19 protein-coding genes are annotated in these 16,160 nt (G+C 65.3%); 8 read left to right on the top strand and 11 right to left on the bottom strand.

Going from position 1 to position 16,160, the window contains the following annotated elements; translation table 11 throughout:
* Positions 1-97: 97 nt before the first annotated feature.
* The 8 genes from OX462_RS13030 to OX462_RS13065 all read right to left on the bottom strand — a co-directional run bounded on the left by OX462_RS13030 (position 98) and on the right by OX462_RS13065 (position 7,373).
* The gene (locus tag OX462_RS13030) at positions 98-1,090 is read right to left on the bottom strand and encodes a FecR domain-containing protein (protein WP_409028625.1); all 993 of its coding nucleotides are present in this window, start codon (positions 1,088-1,090) and stop codon (positions 98-100) included.
* Entirely contained in the window at positions 1,087-1,596 is a 510-nt protein-coding gene (locus OX462_RS13035) for a sigma-70 family RNA polymerase sigma factor (RefSeq protein WP_230502962.1), read from the bottom strand. The genes OX462_RS13030 and OX462_RS13035 overlap by 4 nt, the downstream gene beginning before the upstream one ends.
* A 129-nt stretch (positions 1,597-1,725) precedes the next feature.
* Positions 1,726-2,961 carry a HupE/UreJ family protein gene (locus OX462_RS13040; protein ID WP_409028626.1) on the bottom strand — a complete coding sequence of 412 codons (1,236 nt, stop codon included), beginning with the start codon at positions 2,959-2,961 and terminating at the stop codon, positions 1,726-1,728.
* On the bottom strand, positions 2,958-4,172 hold the full coding sequence (locus OX462_RS13045; protein WP_409028627.1) for a tetratricopeptide repeat protein: 1,215 nt from the start codon (positions 4,170-4,172) through the stop codon (positions 2,958-2,960). Before OX462_RS13045 ends, OX462_RS13040 begins: the two co-directional genes overlap by 4 nt.
* Positions 4,173-4,236: 64 nt before the next feature.
* The gene (locus OX462_RS13050; RefSeq protein ID WP_070218433.1) at positions 4,237-4,485 is read right to left on the bottom strand and encodes a hypothetical protein; all 249 of its coding nucleotides are present in this window, start codon (positions 4,483-4,485) and stop codon (positions 4,237-4,239) included.
* A 13-nt stretch (positions 4,486-4,498) separates the two neighbouring features.
* A complete protein-coding gene (locus tag OX462_RS13055) occupies positions 4,499-6,007 on the bottom strand; it encodes a DUF4331 domain-containing protein (RefSeq protein ID WP_409028628.1) in 1,509 nt (502 codons plus the stop codon).
* Positions 6,008-6,138: 131 nt separating this feature from the next.
* A complete protein-coding gene (locus OX462_RS13060; protein WP_070292256.1) occupies positions 6,139-6,786 on the bottom strand; it encodes an NrsF family protein in 648 nt (215 codons plus the stop codon).
* Complete coding sequence (locus tag OX462_RS13065; protein ID WP_070292257.1) at positions 6,783-7,373, bottom strand: sigma-70 family RNA polymerase sigma factor; 591 nt, start codon at positions 7,371-7,373, stop codon at positions 6,783-6,785. Before OX462_RS13065 ends, OX462_RS13060 begins: the two co-directional genes overlap by 4 nt.
* A gap of 131 nt (positions 7,374-7,504) precedes the next feature.
* On the opposite strand from OX462_RS13065, the gene OX462_RS13070 reads away from it, so the two are divergent.
* From OX462_RS13070 to OX462_RS13100, 7 genes are all read left to right on the top strand, one after another.
* The gene (locus tag OX462_RS13070; RefSeq protein WP_409028629.1) at positions 7,505-8,311 is read left to right on the top strand and encodes a DUF1223 domain-containing protein; all 807 of its coding nucleotides are present in this window, start codon (positions 7,505-7,507) and stop codon (positions 8,309-8,311) included.
* On the top strand, positions 8,311-8,907 hold the full coding sequence (locus tag OX462_RS13075) for a cytochrome b/b6 domain-containing protein (protein WP_409028630.1): 597 nt from the start codon (positions 8,311-8,313) through the stop codon (positions 8,905-8,907). Before OX462_RS13070 ends, OX462_RS13075 begins: the two co-directional genes overlap by 1 nt.
* Before the next feature lie 4 nt (positions 8,908-8,911).
* Positions 8,912-9,688, top strand: coding sequence for a molybdopterin-dependent oxidoreductase (locus tag OX462_RS13080; RefSeq protein WP_409028631.1), 777 nt, complete (start codon positions 8,912-8,914; stop codon positions 9,686-9,688).
* 191 nt (positions 9,689-9,879) lie between these two features.
* Positions 9,880-10,191 carry a pentapeptide MXKDX repeat protein gene (locus OX462_RS13085; RefSeq protein WP_070218428.1) on the top strand — a complete coding sequence of 104 codons (312 nt, stop codon included), beginning with the start codon at positions 9,880-9,882 and terminating at the stop codon, positions 10,189-10,191.
* 134 nt (positions 10,192-10,325) lie between these two features.
* Entirely contained in the window at positions 10,326-11,546 is a 1,221-nt protein-coding gene (locus tag OX462_RS13090; RefSeq protein ID WP_409028632.1) for an MFS transporter, read from the top strand.
* A gap of 13 nt (positions 11,547-11,559) precedes the next feature.
* Positions 11,560-11,949, top strand: a complete 390-nt coding sequence (locus OX462_RS13095; RefSeq protein ID WP_409028633.1) for a DUF5071 domain-containing protein — start codon at positions 11,560-11,562, stop codon at positions 11,947-11,949.
* Between the two features lie 37 nt (positions 11,950-11,986).
* Entirely contained in the window at positions 11,987-12,628 is a 642-nt protein-coding gene (locus OX462_RS13100) for a CatA-like O-acetyltransferase (protein ID WP_409028634.1), read from the top strand.
* On the opposite strand, the gene OX462_RS13105 is transcribed toward OX462_RS13100, so the two are convergent.
* Positions 12,625-13,383: an AraC family transcriptional regulator gene (locus OX462_RS13105; RefSeq protein WP_409028635.1), complete on the bottom strand. Its 759-nt coding sequence runs from the start codon at positions 13,381-13,383 to the stop codon at positions 12,625-12,627. The genes OX462_RS13100 and OX462_RS13105 overlap by 4 nt on opposite strands.
* 88 nt (positions 13,384-13,471) lie before the next feature.
* Between OX462_RS13105 and OX462_RS13110 the strand changes: the two genes are divergently transcribed.
* Positions 13,472-14,236 carry an alpha/beta fold hydrolase gene (locus OX462_RS13110; protein WP_409028636.1) on the top strand — a complete coding sequence of 255 codons (765 nt, stop codon included), beginning with the start codon at positions 13,472-13,474 and terminating at the stop codon, positions 14,234-14,236.
* Between the two features lie 2 nt (positions 14,237-14,238).
* Here OX462_RS13110 and OX462_RS13115 read toward each other — a convergent pair whose 3' ends face one another.
* Both OX462_RS13115 and OX462_RS13120 read right to left on the bottom strand, forming a co-directional pair.
* Positions 14,239-14,880 (bottom strand): LysE family translocator, encoded by a 642-nt coding sequence (locus OX462_RS13115; RefSeq protein WP_409028637.1) that lies wholly within the window; start codon positions 14,878-14,880, stop codon positions 14,239-14,241.
* Positions 14,881-14,987: 107 nt separating this feature from the next.
* Entirely contained in the window at positions 14,988-16,064 is a 1,077-nt protein-coding gene (locus tag OX462_RS13120; protein ID WP_409028638.1) for a YeiH family protein, read from the bottom strand.
* Positions 16,065-16,160 lie beyond the last annotated feature (96 nt).

Genomic DNA, 16,160 nt, shown 5'->3' on the forward strand with positions numbered 1-16,160 from the left:
AATCCTTGGAAAGTGGCGGGAAAAAAATCGTTCTTCCCGTATTCCGAACGAAAAGCCAAAACCCTCAACGTTTTTTCAATTATTTTGCAGGTATTTTTCAGGACGCCTGGCGCGGCCCCACGCTGACCCAGTAGCGCGTGCGGTAGCGCAATTGCACGGGCAGGCTCAGGGCCAGGTTGGCCAGCGAGCGGTCCGTGTCGCGCAGCGTATACACGCCCGTCACGCGCAGAGCGGCGATGGACTCGTCGCAGCGCAGCACGCCATGGCGGTAGCGGCCCAGCTCGGCCAGCAAGTCATCAAGGCGCATGCGCTCGGCCACCAGGCTGCCCTGCGCCCAGGCGGCGGCGTTGTCTTCCACGCTCGCCACGTCCTGCACGTCCTGCCGCGTGTAGCCGGCGCGCTGGGCCGCCTGCAGATGCAGGGATTCCGCCCCGGCGCGGGCCGGCTGCAGGGCCACGGCGCCCTGGAAGACGGCGACCTGGCTGACGCCATCGTCGAGGCGCACGGAGAAGCGCGTACCCAGTGCCGTGGCCGTGCCCTGCGGCGTTGCCACCAGCAGAGGGCGGTAGACTGCCGCGTTTTCATGCGCGCTGGTGACGAGGATGGCGCCCGCGCGCAGCACGATGCGCCGTTCGCCGGCGTTGTAGCGCACGTCGATGGCGCTGGCCGTGTCGAGCACCACCTGCGTGCCGTCGGCCAGCACGATGGCGCGCGTCTCGCCCACGGCAGTGCGGTAGTCGCTGCCCATGCCCGTTCGTTGCCACAGGCCGGATTCGTGCGCCAGCAGGGCCGTGCCGCCGCCCGCCGCGATCAGGCCCAGCAGCTGCAAGGCGCGCCGGCGCCCGGTGGCACGGCGCTGGACCGGCGCCAGCGCGCCGCGCGCGACCTCGCGCGGCAAAGCGTCGAATTGCCGGGCGAAGCGCTGCAGCCGGGCCCAGGCCCGCTCGTGCTCGGGGTGGGCGGCGCGCCAGGCGGCGCACGCATCCGCGTCGGCCACGCTGGCGTCTTCCGCCCACAGCCGCGCCATCCACTCGGCGGCGCGCTGCAGCGCGGCGGGGGCGATGGGTGCGCCGTCCGGTTGGGAACTCATGCGAATTGCGCCGCGCAGCAGGCCAGCAGGGCGCGGGCGATGTATTTTTCCACGGACGAGACGGATACGCCCAGGCGCGCGGCGATGTCGGCATACGCCATGCCTTCGAGCTTGCACAGCAGGAAGGCGTCGCGCACCTTGGCTGGCAGGCTGGCGAGGATGGCGTCGATTTCCAGCAGTGTCTCGACGATCAGCGCGCGCATTTCCGGCGTGGGGACAGTCGCTTCCGGCTGCGCGGCGATGGCGTCCGCATAGGCGGCCTCGATATGCCGTCGGCGGAACAGGTCCACCACCAGGCCGTTGGCGATCTGCGCCAGATGCTGGCGCGATTCTTCCGGCTGGGGCGCGCGGCCCCGCGCGAGGATGCGCAGATACGTGTCGTGCGCCAGGTCGGCCGCATCGAAGGCGTTGCCCAGCTTGCGGCGCAGCCAGCCCTGCAGCCAGCCGTGATGGTCGCTGTACAGGATTTCGATTTGATGGTGCAGTTCCAGTTCGGGGCGTAGCATGCAACCTTTCCATGCCACGGTCCACAGGACAGACAGGCCTTGATGCGATTGAGAATTGTTCGTATTGTAGCCCGATTGCCGCGACTTGTGGCCCGGCAGTGGCGGGCCAGCAACGCTTTCGGGCCGGCATCAGGCCGGGATCAGCCTGATATCGGCCACCCGCTCCACCAGCCACACGCACGCCACCAGGGCAATCGCCAGCGAGCCCACGGTCAGCACTTGCCGGTACAGCCAGGTCTTGCGCAGCAGCCACGCGAGGGGCAGAAACGCGGCGACGATGGCCAGCTGGCCCAGTTCCACGCCCACGTTGAAGCCCAGCAGGCTGGCCAGCAGCGAGCCTTGCGGCAAGCCCAGGTCGCGCAGCACGCTGGCAAAGCCGAAGCCGTGGATCAGGCCGAAGGCAAAGGCTGCCACGGGGCGCTTGCCCCGGAACAGGGGCAGCAGGTTGTTCAGCGCGGCCAGGATCACGGAAGCGGCGATGGCCGACTCCACCCAGCGCGACGGCAGCGACACCACGGACAGGCTGGCCAGGCTCAATGTGATGGAATGGGCGAGCGTGAACGCCGTGACGACTTTGAAAACGTCAATAAACGCCGCATTCAAACCCAGAGGCAAAGTCTGGGGTCGGACCCTCAGGGGGAATATGCCCGAATGGGGCACATTCCGCTCCTGGAAGGACAGACCCCAGCTCTCTGCCGTTGGGTTTAAACGGTCCGTGTCATTTGGACTTTTTAGCAGCACGGCCGGCAGCAGCAGCGACAGCAAAAACAAAATATGGTCGTAGCCGATCCAGATATGCCAGATGCCGTGTTTGACGTAGGCGCCGAACTGCGCCAGGCGGTCGGGTGCGGCCAGCGAAATGGTCTGGCGCGGGCTGTTCGGGTCGAAGATGGCCGTTTGCGTGGCGCCGCCGCTATCGATCTTGAGCAGCCCCTTGTGCTGCGGATCGAGGTCGGCGAACAGCGTGTAGCCAATGGTCACACTGGCCGGCGCAGCGCCGCCCGGGCAAGTGGCCTGGAAGCGCAGCACGTTGTAGGCGCCGTCCGTGTGGCTGTCGACCAGCTGTTCGATGGCTTGCAAGGGGCAGACGCCCTGGTCGCTGGCCAGCTGCAGGCGCTGCAGCGCATAGGCGGCAATCGCCGCATGGCGCGCGCGGATTTCATCCCAGGTCAGGGCGCCATCGCCATTGCCATCGAGGCCGATGGCGAAATCGAGGTCGCGCAGGGCGATATCCCATTGCCCCTCGACCTGCTGGCCGTGCACGGCCAGGCTCAGATAGCTGTCGCTGGGCTTGTGCGCCTGCGCGGGGGCCAGCCAGGCGCACAGGAGCAGGATGAACAGGCAGCGCTTTACAGCACACCTCACAGCACACCTGCTTTCCTGATAATACTGACTTTTTGCCCATCCTGCGGGCCCAGCTGCCTGACGAGGCGCTGCAGAGCCACGTCTTCCACGCCGTTGGCCCCGATCCAGGCCAGCACCGGTTGCGCGGCGCCGTCATTGTGCGCGGCCAGGGCCGCTTCGAGCAGGATGCGCATGTCGGGCACTTCCTTCTGGATGGCCCAGTTCTGCTGCGCCAGCTGCAGGGCGGCCGGCACATCTTTTTGCAAAAACAGGGCGAAACGGGCTTGCTCGCGCTGGTGCACGGTGTCGCCCCGCTGCATGGCGGCGGTGAAGCGGGCCGCCAGCTCGGCCTTGGCCGCCTGGAATGCCGCTTGCTGGCCGGGCAGCGATTGCAGGGCCAGCGCGTAACGCAGCAGCAGGGCGTCGATGCGCTGCCGGTCCTGCAGCAGCTGGACGACTTCCTGCGGACGCTGCCGGTCGAGCAGGAAATCCGCGTAGGCGCCCAGCAGATAGCTGTCGCGCGGCTGCCGCGCCAGTGCCTTGGTGTAGCGCGCCTCGGCCAGCGTTGAATCTCCGCGCCGCGTGGCCATTTCCGCCAGCAGGGTGGCGGCCCAGCTTTCCAGCTCGGGCGCCGCGCCGGCACTTCTTTGCAGGGTCAGGTCCAGCAGGCGCTCGCTGGCGGCGGCGCGCCCCGTGACGCTGGCGATATTGGCAAGGCAGGTGACGGTGACCAGCTGCGTCGTGAGCGCTGACAGGCGGGCGCAGCTGGCTGTCGCCTGCGCGTAATCGCCCTGCACGGTCAGGACGGTGGCGCGCGTCAGCCAGGCCTGGCCATTCGCCGGTTCCTGCGCGATGACGGCGTCGAGGTCTTGCAGGGCGAGACCGAACTTGTGGGTGCTTTGCAATATGGTGGCGCGCAGCAGGCGCACGGGCAGGGGCGGTGCCGCTTGCCGCCACCAGGGCGCCAAGGCCGCTTGCGCGTAGCCGAGGTAGCGCGGGTCCGTTTCGCTGCGCGCCAGGGCGATGTAGCGCTGCGCCAGGCTTGCCGCCAAGGCCAGGTCTTGCGGCGTGGCATTCAATTGCTGGCGCAGGCCGCGCAGCTCGCTCTGCGTGGTGTCGGCGCGGCGCGGCAGCTGTTCGATGACGGCGCCGCCGTCTTTCGGCGTGTAGGGCGCGGCCTGGGCCAGCAGGGGCAGGCAGGCGCACAGCAGGGAAATCGGTGTTTTCATCATGGATGCCATCAACAGTCATTGATGCGGGCGCCGGAGAGCGGACTCCCCGGCGCCCGCAAGGGCTTTACAGCGGCACCGGTTCCGTGTCTTCCGGCGACGTCGCCATGATGGCGTCGATGGCGACGCCATCCTTGTCATCGCTGGTGGTCAGGATGACGTTGCTGACGGCCATATAAAACGCATCGAGCAAGACCACGGGCGGCGGCGTGGTGCCGCCGTTGCCGTTATCGCCACCATGGCTGCTGCCGCCGCCACCGCAGCCGGCCAGCAGGGCCGCGAGCGCCAGGGCGCCGATCAGATAGAGCTTTTTCATCGCGTTCTCCTTGTTACTGCTGTGGCGAACCGGCCACGGGCGTTTTCAGGTAAGGGAAACCCGCCGTGAAGAAGGTTTCATCCAGGAAAGCGCCGTCCGTGAAGTGCAGGGCGCCGGCCGGTGCGTCGGCCGGGGCGCAGCCGATGTTCAAGGTGCATAGTTTGCCCATGGCCACGCGCAGCACCACGTCGACCACGTCGTCGCCAGGGCGGCGGCCGTTCGGGAAGCCTGCGTTGTCGCCATCGATCACGCCCAGGCGCTTTTGCGATCCCACGGCGGTGGGCGCGATGGACGTATTCAGGCGCAGCATTTCCGATGCCGTCACGGTGACGGGCTGGTTGACGCCCTTGATGCCCGTCAAGAAGGTGGCCACCAGGTCGTTGCGGGGGAAGTTGGTGGGCGCCTTGGCGCCTGCCGAGCCGAACAGCACTTCCACCAGCGCCGGCGCCGTCGGGTTGGTGACATAGTCGGCAAACTGCGCATCGCCGGACGGTTTGCTGGCGTTGAAACGGTCTTTGTCCTTCAGACCGATGACCAGTTCATTTACCAGCGGCATGCCCAGGCGCGACACTTGCACCCACGCGCCGCCTTCCTTCGATGCCGCGGTGCTGCCCGGCGCCGGGTTCAGCAAACGACCCTGGCGCAGGCTGGCCGTGGTCCAGCCGCCGATGACGGGGTCGCTGCCGGCCGTGAGGCAGGCGGTCGGCACTTCCATCTCGATGGCCGTGACGTTCTTGCGTGCCAGGTCATCCTTGGCAGCCGACTCCGCATTCGCGGCAAACTCCGTGGCGGGCGCCTTGATGTTAATCAAGTCAAACGTTTCGCCCAGGTTCACCACGAACGGGTCCTTGCGCTGGCCGACGAACATGCGCGCCGGCGTGGCGCAGCCGGGGATGTTGACCGTGTAGACGTGCTGCGCGGCATACGCGGCATAGTTGGGGATGGACTTGGTACCAATGTAGTCGACGGGCTTGTCGAACGTCGTGCCGCCGCCCGTGGCATTGGTCACGCTGCTGCGCGTGCCCGAGCGGCGGTCGCCCCGCACCACCGTCACGCTGTAGGTTTCGCGCACGTTCAGGCCGGCCGGGTTGACGGAATCGATGGCGCCGCCGTTGATGACGAGCGGAATCGACACTTTCTTGCCGCCCACGGTGAACTGGCCGTCCTTGATGGTGTTGTTGAAGCGGAACTGGAAGGTGAGGTCTTCCTTGCCGTCGCCATTGTTGTCGATATGGATTTCGTACAGGGCGTTCGGGTCCATGGCGAAATAATTCGGGCCGCCGTAGGCGTCCTGCAGGGGAATATAGTCGGCCACCAGGGTGGTGTAGGCGCCGCGGCCCGCTTCATAGCTGCGGAACATGTAGAAGTCGGTGGCGTCGACTTTGGGGTTTTGCGTGATGAACGGCGCTTCGCGGTGGCTGGACGCGTAGGCGGCTGGCGCGATGGCCAAAGTGAAGGAAACGGCGAGAAGGTTGCCCAGGAGGGCGGCACCCAGTGCGGTTTTCGAGTGTGACAATGACATTTCGATTCTCCCGATTTTTGTTGGCGTTGACAGACAAGTCCAAGAAACTGCAGGCTGCCTGACTTATACGAACGGCTACAAAAAACGGATTCAACTCTTTGCCAAAGTCTGCAACTGACCTTGTAGGCCCCCTACCAGGCCAGCACTTTGGGACCGATGGCGGCGCCGATGGCGGTCGGCACCAGCATGCCCAGCACGTACCAGAAGCCGACGAAGCTGGCCGCCAGCTCCGGGCAATGCAGGCAATACACGAGTGCGGCCATGGCGCCGGCGGCAAACCCGGCGGCGGCGCCCGCCAGACGCAGGCGCGTGGGCGCCAGCTGGCGCATCAGGCGCAGCACGGCGGCCAGGATGGGCAGCGACAGCATGGCGATCAGCAGGGGGCAGCTGCGCCAGGTGGCGCCCCAGAACAGCTCGGCGCGCTGTTCGGGCGGGGCTTCGTTCAGGATGATGGCGCCCAGCGCCCACATCAGCAGCACGGGCATGGCGAGCAGCAGGGGCAGGGCGCGGGTAGCGGCGCCCGGCAGGCACAGGCGGCGGCTGACGTACCAGGCCGCCAGGCACAGGCACACGACGAAGCCCACCTTGATCCAGAAGTCGGGCAGCTGGGCCAGCTGTTCCAGGTTGGGCCGCACGCCCAGCAGCATGGCCATCAGGGCCACGCTGGCCAGCAGGCCGGCGCCCAAAGTGCCTGCGGCGCGCCAGTGCGTGCCGGGCGGCGCTGCGGCGGCCACGTCGGGGCCGCTGGCCAGCATGGCGATCAAGTCATCGGTTTTCATGGTGCGCTTCCTTCTATCCTTAAATGGGCCGCCAGTGCTTTCAAGCCGCGGTGCACGGCCACCTTGACGCTGGCTTCCGAAATGTCCATGGCCGCCGCCGTGTCGCGCACGGACCAGCCGTCGAGCTTGGTATGCACGATGGCGTCGCGCTGCTGCGCCGGCAAGGTGGCAAGCAGCTTGCCCAGGTCGCGGCTGGCCTCGGCCGCCTCGGCATCGGCGCTGGAAAACAGTTCCTGCGCGCTATCTTCTTCGTCATACGGCAAGTGCTGCGCCTCGCGCCGCCCGTGCCGGCGCAGCCAGTCGATCATCTTGTAGCGCGCGATCGCATGGATCCACGACGTCAGCGGCACGCCCGTGTCATACGTCAAGCGCTGGTTGTGGATGGCTAATAAACATTCCTGCACCAGGTCTTCCGCCTCGTCCGGCCAGCGCTGCAGGCGGCGCCGGAAAAATGCGCGCAAATGGGCGCTGCTTGCCTGCAAGAAACTTCGATACGCCGCCGCATCGCCGTCGAGGCCGCGCAGCATCAAGCCGTGCAGCCGCAATTCCGTGCCGTGCAACTGCTCGCTTATTGGTATTCGTTGCATGCAAGCCTTTGGTGACAGGCGTTGAAAAAAATATATCTTAAATTATTTGAGGGTGGCTGTAACCAATCCGCACGGTGCGGCGAATTGACAGGCAAGCACGCTTCCTATTTTTAATATACCGGTGAAAGACCATGGACATCAAGCAGCGCCTTGCAACATTACTTTTACCCTTGCTGAGCATGGCTGTGGTAGCGCCGGCCATGGCGCAGATGGCTTCCGGCCAGCGCTGCGAAGTCAAAAGCGGTGCGCAGACGGCGGCGCTGGTGGAGCTGTACAGCAGCGAAGGCTGCTCCAGCTGCCCGCCCGCCGACCGGCGCCTGAACGCCTTGCGCAAGGAAGCGGGGGCGGCCAGCCTGATCGTGCCGCTGGCCCTGCACGTCACGTACTGGGACCAGATCGGCTGGACGGACCCGCTGGCGCAGGCGCAATTCGATGCGCGCCAGGCCGAGCTGTTGCGCCACCAGCCGCGCCATGTGGCCTATACGCCCCAGTTCTTCGTGGGCGGTACGGAATTGCGCGGCTGGGATACGCAGCTGCCGGCCGCCATCCGCCGCATCAACGCGACCGCCGCGCCCGTCGCTATCCGCCTGTCCGCCACGCCGGCGCCGGGTGGGAAGCTGCTGCTGGAAGCCGATGCCAGCGCGCCGGACGCGCGGACGGACGGCCAGCTATACGTCGCCATCAGCGAAAACGGCATCGTCTCGACCGTGCTGCGCGGCGAAAACCGCGGCGCCACCCTGCATCACGATGCGGCCGTGCGCCTGTGGCTGGGGCCGGTTGCGCTGGCGCAAGGCCGCGCCCGGCTGCGCCGCGAAGTCAGCCTGCCCGCCAGCTGGCGCCCGGAAAACCTGCAAATCGTCGCCTTCGTGCAGCGGGCCGACAGCAGCGCCATCCTGCAAGCCGTCAGTACGGCATCCTGCGCGAAAGGGGTGATGTGATGAACGGACAAGCGAGCGTGATCCACCCTGCCTGGCTGCGCCTGACGCACTGGTTCAATGCCGTGGCCGTGGTAGTGCTGGCCACCAGCGGCTGGCGCATCTACAACGCGGCGCCATTCTTCCCGTTCGAGTTGCCACGCGCGCTGACCCTGGGCGGCTGGCTGGGCGGCGCCCTGCAATGGCATTTCGCCGCCATGTGGCTGCTGGTGGGCAATGGTTTGCTGTATCTGGTCATCAATATCGTCTCGGGAAGGCTGCGGCGCCAGTTCTTTCCCCTCTCGCCGCGAGCGCTGCTGGCCGATTTCATCGCCGCGCTGAAGGGCAAGCTGGCCCATGCGGACCCGCGCCGCTACAACATGGTGCAGCGCGCCGCCTATCTGTTCGTGATGCTCGATTGCATCGTGCTGGTGCTGTCCGGCCTGGTGCTGTGGAAATCCGTGCAGTTTCCCCTGCTGCGCGAACTGCTGGGCGGCTACGAGCGCGCGCGCAGGGTCCACTTCATCGCCATGGCGCTGCTGACGGGCTTTGTGGGCGTGCACCTGCTGATGGTGGCACTGGTGCCGCGCACCCTGGTCGCCATGCTGCGCGGCCGCTAAGGAGATGAGCATGAAAAAAACCATCCTCGTGCAAGAGCAGGGCCAGGCCATGCTGGCCGACGCCTTGCGCCAGATCAAACAGCCGTCGCGGCGCCTGTTTTTGCAGCGCAGCCTGACCCTGGGCGGCCTGTCCTTGCTGACGGGTTGCAACGCCAGCGACCCGTCCAGCATCGAGACAGCCTTGACGGCCGTGTCGCGCATGAACGACCGGGTGCAGGGCTGGCTGTTCGACCCCAACAAACTGGCGCCGACTTACCCGGACTCCATGATCACGCGGCCGTTTCCCTTCAACGCCTATTACGGCGAGGATGAGGTGGAACAGGTCGATGGCGACGCCTGGCGCCTGGAGTTGAGCGGCTTGATCGCCGACAAGAAGCCGTGGACCCTGCCGCAGCTGCGCGCCTTGCCGCAGGAAACGCAGGTCACGCGCCACATCTGCGTGGAAGGCTGGAGCGCCATCGGCAAGTGGGGCGGCGTGCCGTTTTCCCATTTCCTCAAGCGCGTGGGCGCCGACACGACGGCCAGATACATCGGCTTCCAGTGCGCCGACGATTATTTCACGAGCATCGACATGGCCACGGCCCTGCATCCGCAAACCATCATGGCCCTCACGTACGACGGCCAGGAATTGCCGCCGAAATACGGCTACCCGATGAAATTGCGCATGCCGACCAAGCTGGGCTACAAGAACCCCAAGCACATCCAGGCCATTTTTGTCACGAATACCTACCCGGGAGGGTATTGGGAGAATCAGGGCTACAACTGGTTCGGCGGTTCCTAGAAAGGCCGGGGAGCCGGCCAGGGCGGCGTTGCATTGCCTTGTCGTACTAGTCGTACTGCCTGCGGCAATGCGCCTGGCCCTGAGCACCTCCCGGCCTTCCTTATGTTCAGCAGCAAGCAGCACCCTGTAGCGCAGCAATAGTTTTACCACCGGGCAATCTCGCCCATCCAACACTGAGACAAGGACATATCATGAAAACCACCATTACCACCTTCGCCGCCATCATCGCTTCCGCCATCCTCATGTCGGGCGCCGCGTTTGCCCAGGACGCCATGCAGAAAGACGCGATGGCCAAGCCTGCCTCGGCCGACGCCATGCACAAGGATGCGATGGGCAAGGACGGCATGCACAAGCCGATGGCCAAGAAACACATGAAGAAGGATCACATGGCCAAGGATGGCATGGCAAAAGATGCCATGGGGAAAGACGGTATGAAGAAGGATGAAATGAAAAAGGATGAAATGAAAAAGGATGGCATGGCCAAGGATGCGATGGCCAAGTAGTGCAGGGGCCTGGCGCCGTCAACGCGATGGCGCCAGGCCGCGCGCGTCTTCCTGCGTTCACCCATGCTGGCTCAGGATGCGAACTTGCCAATTGGTGTAAGCTGGATGCCTCCTGATTTCCCGCATGCACAGTCATGACCGAACCGTCCGTTGCCACGCTGTCCCCCGAAGCACATCCTTCCGATAAATCGATCCGGCGCCGCTCGCTGTTCGCCGCCTGCAGCGCGCATGCCGTGCATGACGGTTTGACGGACGTGATCTATGTGCTGCTGCCCATCTGGCAGGCGCAGTTTGCCATCAGCTACGCCATGGTGGGCCTGTTGCGCGGGTCCTACTCGGGCATGATGGCCGGATTTCAGCTGCTGGCCAGCCGCCTGGCCAGGCGCTGGGGGCGCGAGCGCATGCTGGTGGGCGGCACGGCGCTGGCCGGCGTCGCCTACCTGATCGCGGGGCAGGCGGGCGGCCTGGCCGTGCTGCTGATCGCCTTGCTGCTGGGCGGCCTGGGCGCCAGCACCCAGCATCCGCTGGCGTCTTCCATCGTCACCGATACGCACGAGGCGGGCGGCGGCGTGAAGGAAGCGCTGTCGCACTATAACTTTGCGGGCGATATCGGCAAGACCCTGATTCCCGCGCTGGTGGGCTTGCTGTTGCTCGTATGCAGCTGGCAAGCGAGCGTTTCCTTGCTGGGCTTGCTGGGCCTGGCGGCGGCCGGCTTGCTGTGGTGGTTGCTGCCGAAGCCGGAAGAGATCCAGGCCAGTCAGAAGAAAGCGGTCAAGCCCGTCACTGGCAGCGGCTCCAAAGCAAGCTTTCGCGCGCTGCTGGCAACGGGCACCCTGGACAGCGCCGTGCGGATGGGTTTTCTCACCTTCTTGCCGTTCTTGCTGAAAAGCAAGGGCGCGGGCACGGCCGGCATCGGCGTGGCCTTGTCGCTGCTGTTCGTGGGCGGCGCCTTCGGCAAGTTGCTGTGCGGCTACCTGGGCGCGCGCATCGGCATGATGAAGACCGTGTGGCTGACGGAATCGATGACCTCGCTGCTGATCGTCGCGGCCCTGTGGCTGCCGCTGGCTGGCATCATGGCCATGCTGCCACTGCTGGGGCTGGCGCTGAACGGCACCTCGTCCGTGCTGTACGGCGTGGTACCGGAACTGGCCGAGTCCGGCAGGCGCGAGCACGCGTTTGCCCTGTTCTACACGGGCAGCATCGGCGGCGGCGCGCTGTCGCCCGTGCTGTTCGGCGCGCTGGGCGACCATACGAGCGTGCCCACGGCCTTGCTGGCGCTGGCGGCCGTATTGCTGCTGACCTTGCCGCTGGCGTGGAAGGTGCAGCGGGGCCTGGCGCATGGCGGCGCCGCATGACAGGATGCCTCGCATGAGTCTGCCATTGCCGCGCGACAAACACGATACGGACAATGCGCAAGCCCTGACCGCCTTGCGCTGGGAAGAACTGCGTCCCGCCATGCCGCAGATCCTCGAGTGGGTGCAGGACGCCAACTGGCCCGTGGCCGCCGTCCTCCTGCCTTACCTGGCCGGCATCGGTCCGCGCCTGGCTCCGTATCTCAAGACGGTGCTGGCCAGTGACGATGAACAATGGAAATATGTTGTTCTGCTGGGCATCGTGCGCCATTCCCCCGGGCTCGCTGCCGCGGTGGACGGGCAATTGCAGCGCTTCGCCCTGTCGCCAACGGCTGCCGAGCTGGAAGAAGGCGTGGCCGAGGTGGCCCGGGAGATTTTGGCGGGCAGCGGCGCTGGTGCGGCGTGACTTGCCCGCCAGCACTTCCATCGTCTACACTCGCCGCATGAAAAATTTTGAAAAGCGGCGCGACCGCTACGATTTGTTCCGCGCGTTTGACAATCCCCTCGTCAACATCAATTTCCAGCTCGACGTGCCCGATTTCCGCCCCTGGTGCAAGGAACGGAACATTCCCGTGTTTCACTTTTTCCTGTTTTGCCTGCTCAATACGGTCAAGGACATCGACAATTTCATGTACCGCATCTGCCAGGGCGAAGTGATCCGTATCGACGATTTTCCCGCGTCCTACACCGTCATCAACAGCGACGAGAACCTCAATTACACGCGTTTTGCCATGACCGACCAGCTCGACGTATTCATCGAACGCAGCCTGGAAGCCAAGCGCATCGCCGAAGCGAGCTGCGCGCTGATCAACACGGGCGAGGGGCAAAGCGAGCGCGAGCAGCGCAACAATATCTTCATTACCTGTTTGCCATGGCTGGAGCTGGCGGCCATCGAGCACCCGGTCTGCCGCCACCGCGACGCGGATATCCCGACCTTTACCTGGGGCAAATTCGGCCCCGCGCAGCCGGACGGCCGCATGCGGATACCGTTTTCCGCGCAGGCCCACCATGGCTTTGTCGACGGCTACCATGTGCAGAAACTGGCGCAGGCGCTGGCACAGCGCATCGCCGCCATGATTGCCTAAGCTAAATAGTCGCTGGGCGCCTGCCCCAGCACGCGGCGGAAGGCGGCCGTAAAGGCGCTGGGGCTGGCATAGCCGAGATCGAGCGCCACGCGGGTGACGGCTTGCCCCTCGGCCAGCCGCGTGATGGCGGCCAGCAGGCACGCTTGCTGGCGCCATTGGGCAAAGCCCAGCCCCGTCTGGGCGCGGAATTGCCGCGTAAACGTGCGCCGGCTCATGCCTGCCTGCGCCGCCATCGCGTCGAGGCCGCTGTCCAGGCTCGGCTGTTGCAGCAACTCCATGCACAGCCGCGCCAGCCTGGCATCCTGCGGCAGGGGCGCGCTCAGGGGCAGGGGACTGGCAGCGGCGATCTCGTCAAGCAGCAAGGCCATCAACCGCCCGGCGCGCGACGCTTGCGCATACAAGGCTTCCACGGTCACGGCCTCGGCCAGCAACTGGCGCAGCAGCGGCGTGGCATCGAGCACCTGGCAGTGGCGCGGCAAGCCGGCCTCGGCGATGGCGTGCGGATCGACAAACACATTGTGCATGGTGACGGCGCCATGCATGCGCATGCCGTGCACCAGTCCGGCCGGTACCCAGCAGGCGCGTTGCGGCGGCACCAGCCAGTTGCCCTGCGGCGTGTGCACGCTGATGACGCCGCGCGCCGCATACGCGAATTGCCCGCGCGCATGGCTGTGACTGGGGAATATCTCGCCGGGGGCATAGTCGCGCGCGATGGCGATCAGTGTTCGCGGCACTTCCGTATAAAAATCATCCATGGCCCGTACTCTACAGTATTTGACCTGGCATCGAAGGCGGGCCGTTGCCTGTGCCATTACCATGCAGACTTTTCCTTCAAGGATGCATATGCACAATAGCTATCATCGCGTGGGCCATGGCCCGCACGCCGTCATCGTCCTGCACGGCTGGTTTGGCGACGCGCACGCGTTTGCGCCGATGGAAGCGGCCCTCGATGGCGACGCCTTCAGCTATGTCTTCATGGACAATCGCGGCTATGGCGGCATGCGCGGCGCGGCGGGCGAGTATTCGATGGAAGAGGTCGCCTGTGATGCACTGGCCTTGGCCGATGCGCTGGGCTTTGCCACATTCAGCGTGGTCGGTCACTCCATGGGCGGCATGGCGCTGGAACGGCTAGCCTTGCTGGCGCCCTTGCGTTTGCGCAAGCTGGTGGCCGTGGCGCCCGTGCCCAGCTGCGGCGTGGCGCTGCAGGGGCCGGCCCGGCAACTGTTTCTCGATGCCAGCGCGAACATCGATGCGCGGCGCGCCATCATCGATCGCAGCACGGGCGGGCGCTTGCCTGCAAGCTGGCTGGACTGGAAGGCGCAGTATTCGTGGGAAAGTTCGGATCAGGCCGCGTTTGCCGCCTATTTTCTCGCGTGGAGCGAAACGGATTTCAGCGGCGAAGTGCAAGGATCAGCGCCGAAACTGCCCTTGCTGGCGCTGGTGGGGGAACACGACCCCCGCTTCGATGCGGACTTGATGCGCCGCACGTATCTGGCGTGGTACCCGCAAGCCCGGCTGGAGGTGCTGGGTAATGCGGGACACTATCCGATGAATGAAGCGCCGCTGGCCCTGGCGGCCAGCATCGAGGCGTTTCTATCGGCGCAGTGACCTTATGCTGCCTTGCTGCGCAGGCGCAGCAAGCTCAGGCCCAGCAGCACGAAGGCGCCGCCCGTGATGCGGTTGAACAGCCTGGCGCGGCCCGGCGTTGCCAGCTGGGTTTTCAGCAGGCGCGCCAGGTTGGCATAGAACAGATGGGCCAGCATGGCGCAGGCGACGAACGAGGTCGTCAGCACGGTGAACTGGATGGCCACCGGCTCGCCCGGCGTGATGAATTGCGGAAACAGGGCCGAGAAGAACAAAATGGCTTTCGGATTGGTCAGCGCGACCGTCAAGCCCTGGCGGAAGAGTTTCCAGAATGAATTTGGATTCGCCGCGCCTTGCACCACGGGCGCATCGGCCACGACGCTGGTCTTGCTGCGCCATTGCTTGATGCCCAGGAACACCAGATACAGGGCGCCGGCCAGTTTCAGCAGCATGAAGGCCGTGGCCGAGGTGGCCAGCACGACGCCCATGCCGGCCATGGCCACGCCGGAAATGATGAACAAGCCAAAACCATTGCCCATGCTGCTGATCATCGCGCGGCGGGGGCCGACGGCGATGGCATTCGAGATGGCCAGCAAGACGGCCGGGCCGGGAGAAAACGTGACGAGCAGGGCGACGCTGCAGAAAAGCAGCCAGTTCGAGAGGTGCATGGATGTTCCTGGGTGGGGCCGAAGCCGGATTGGGAAGTCAAAACACGTCTATTGTACGAAGTTTTCGGCTCCCGTGTCAGCGGCCCCGGCCTGAATCCGGCTCAAGGTCAGGCAAACAGGCTTGCGACCACATGGTTGATGGCCGCGCCGCCGGCGATCAGCCAGCAGAACAGCAGGCCGGCCAGCAACAGGGGCTTGATGCCGGCGCGGCGGATGGCCGACATGTGCGTCGTCAAGCCCAGGGCCGCCATGGCCATGGCCAGCAGGGCCGTGTCGATGTCGGTGATGGTGGCCACTGTGCCCGTTGGCAACAGGCCCAGCGAATTGAAGGCCACCACGGCAATAAAAATGAAGGCAAACCAGGGGATGGCCAGCTTGGCCGCCTTGTCGTGGCCGCCATCTTTGGCCTTGCCGCGCGCCAGCAGGGCCGACAGGATGACGAGGAACGGCGCCAGCATCATTACGCGCACCATCTTGGCGATCACAGCCGCATTCGCCGCCTCCTGCCCGATCGACTTGCCGGCCGCCACCACTTGCGCCACTTCATGCACGGTCGAACCGATGTACACGCCGAAGGCCGTGGGCGTGGCGCCCAGCACTTGCCAGCCTTGATTCAGCTGGTACAGCACGGGGTACAAAAAGATGGCGATGGTGCCGAACACCACGACGGTGGAGACGGCGACGGTGACGTCCTCGCTGCGCCCCTTGACGACGGGCTCCGTCGCCATCACGGCTGCCGCGCCGCAGATCGAGCTGCCCGCGCCGATCAGGATGGCGCTGTTGCGTTCCAGCTTGAACACCCTGGTGCCCAGGAACATGGCCAGGCCAAACGTGGACGCCAGCACCAGCGCGTCGATGGCGATGCCGGCCAGGCCCACCTGGCCGATATCCTGGAATGTCAAACGGAAGCCATACAGGATGATGCCAAGACGCAATAACGTCTGCTTGGAAAAGGCCACGCCGGCGCCGCACGTGGGCGCCAGGCTGCCATACACGCTGTTGCCCAGCACAATGCCCAGCATGATGGCCAAGGTCAGGGCGCTCATGCCGTGGCTTTGCATCCATTCCAGCTTGCCCAGCGCAATGGCGCCCCAGGCGATCACGCCGCTCAACAGCAGGCCGGGCAGCAAACGGCCGTAGCGGTCGCTGAAACTTGTTGTATTGGTGCTTGAGAGGGAAGACATGCCGTACTCCATGTTTTTATGTGTATGACATGACTGTACAGTTCCTCGATTAAATGGTAAAACGGATTGTTTTTGTATGTTTAACCTGAAAAATAG

Origin of the sequence: Janthinobacterium aestuarii, from assembly GCF_046113285.1 — a bacterium.
Taxonomy (GTDB): domain Bacteria; phylum Pseudomonadota; class Gammaproteobacteria; order Burkholderiales; family Burkholderiaceae_D; genus Janthinobacterium.

Excerpts from the sequence above, each read along its gene's own strand:
- OX462_RS13120 (WP_409028638.1), bottom strand. The coding sequence starts at position 16,064 with ATGTCTTCCCTCTCAAGCACCAATACAACAAGTTTCAGCGACCGCTAC.
- OX462_RS13055 (WP_409028628.1), bottom strand. The coding sequence starts at position 6,007 with ATGTCATTGTCACACTCGAAAACCGCACTGGGTGCCGCCCTCCTGGGC.
- OX462_RS13115 (WP_409028637.1), bottom strand. The coding sequence starts at position 14,880 with ATGCACCTCTCGAACTGGCTGCTTTTCTGCAGCGTCGCCCTGCTCGTC.
- OX462_RS13070 (WP_409028629.1), top strand. The coding sequence starts at position 7,505 with ATGGACATCAAGCAGCGCCTTGCAACATTACTTTTACCCTTGCTGAGC.
- OX462_RS13110 (WP_409028636.1), top strand. The coding sequence starts at position 13,472 with ATGCACAATAGCTATCATCGCGTGGGCCATGGCCCGCACGCCGTCATC.
- OX462_RS13090 (WP_409028632.1), top strand. The coding sequence starts at position 10,326 with ATGACCGAACCGTCCGTTGCCACGCTGTCCCCCGAAGCACATCCTTCC.
- OX462_RS13065 (WP_070292257.1), bottom strand. The coding sequence starts at position 7,373 with ATGCAACGAATACCAATAAGCGAGCAGTTGCACGGCACGGAATTGCGG.
- OX462_RS13080 (WP_409028631.1), top strand. The coding sequence starts at position 8,912 with ATGAGCATGAAAAAAACCATCCTCGTGCAAGAGCAGGGCCAGGCCATG.
- OX462_RS13085 (WP_070218428.1), top strand. The coding sequence starts at position 9,880 with ATGAAAACCACCATTACCACCTTCGCCGCCATCATCGCTTCCGCCATC.
- OX462_RS13105 (WP_409028635.1), bottom strand. The coding sequence starts at position 13,383 with ATGGATGATTTTTATACGGAAGTGCCGCGAACACTGATCGCCATCGCG.
- OX462_RS13045 (WP_409028627.1), bottom strand. The coding sequence starts at position 4,172 with ATGATGAAAACACCGATTTCCCTGCTGTGCGCCTGCCTGCCCCTGCTG.
- OX462_RS13050 (WP_070218433.1), bottom strand. The coding sequence starts at position 4,485 with ATGAAAAAGCTCTATCTGATCGGCGCCCTGGCGCTCGCGGCCCTGCTG.
- OX462_RS13060 (WP_070292256.1), bottom strand. The coding sequence starts at position 6,786 with ATGAAAACCGATGACTTGATCGCCATGCTGGCCAGCGGCCCCGACGTG.
- OX462_RS13100 (WP_409028634.1), top strand. The coding sequence starts at position 11,987 with ATGAAAAATTTTGAAAAGCGGCGCGACCGCTACGATTTGTTCCGCGCG.
- OX462_RS13030 (WP_409028625.1), bottom strand. The coding sequence starts at position 1,090 with ATGAGTTCCCAACCGGACGGCGCACCCATCGCCCCCGCCGCGCTGCAG.
- OX462_RS13035 (WP_230502962.1), bottom strand. The coding sequence starts at position 1,596 with ATGCTACGCCCCGAACTGGAACTGCACCATCAAATCGAAATCCTGTAC.
- OX462_RS13095 (WP_409028633.1), top strand. The coding sequence starts at position 11,560 with ATGAGTCTGCCATTGCCGCGCGACAAACACGATACGGACAATGCGCAA.
- OX462_RS13075 (WP_409028630.1), top strand. The coding sequence starts at position 8,311 with ATGAACGGACAAGCGAGCGTGATCCACCCTGCCTGGCTGCGCCTGACG.